This is a genomic window from Pedobacter jamesrossensis (assembly GCF_042650905.1).
Classification (GTDB): Bacteria; Bacteroidota; Bacteroidia; order Sphingobacteriales; family Sphingobacteriaceae; genus Pedobacter; species Pedobacter jamesrossensis.
The window spans coordinates 1-571 of the sequence record NZ_JBHSBY010000046.1; the positions used below are offsets into that span (position 1 = coordinate 1).

General features: G+C 49.7%; 1 rRNA gene. It reads right to left on the reverse strand.

Going from position 1 to position 571, the window contains the following annotated elements:
• Positions 1 to 571, reverse strand: a 16S ribosomal RNA gene (locus tag ACFOUY_RS08930); the annotation flags it as partial.

Genomic DNA, 571 nt, shown 5'->3' on the forward strand with positions numbered 1-571 from the left:
ATTCAAGCAATTCAGTATCAAAGGCACTGCGATAGTTGAGCTACCGTCTTTCACCTCTGACTTAAACTGCCGCCTACGCACCCTTTAAACCCAATAAATCCGGATAACGCTTGGATCCTCCGTATTACCGCGGCTGCTGGCACGGAGTTAGCCGATCCTTATTCTTCTGGTACATTCAGCTTCCTACACGTAGAAAGGTTTATTCCCAGATAAAAGCAGTTTACAACCCATAGGGCCGTCTTCCTGCACGCGGCATGGCTGGTTCAGAGTTGCCTCCATTGACCAATATTCCTTACTGCTGCCTCCCGTAGGAGTCTGGTCCGTGTCTCAGTACCAGTGTGGGGGGTCATCCTCTCAGATCCCCTAGTCATCGTCGCCTTGGTGGGCCGTTACCCCGCCAACTAGCTAATGACACGCATGCCCATCTTAATCCTATAAATATTTGAACATTGGGTAATGCTACCCTGTGTTTTTATGCGGTGTTAATCCGAATTTCTTCGGGCTATCCCCCTGATTAAGGTAGGTTGCATACGCGTTACGCACCCGTGCGCCACTTTCTTAAGGAGCAAGC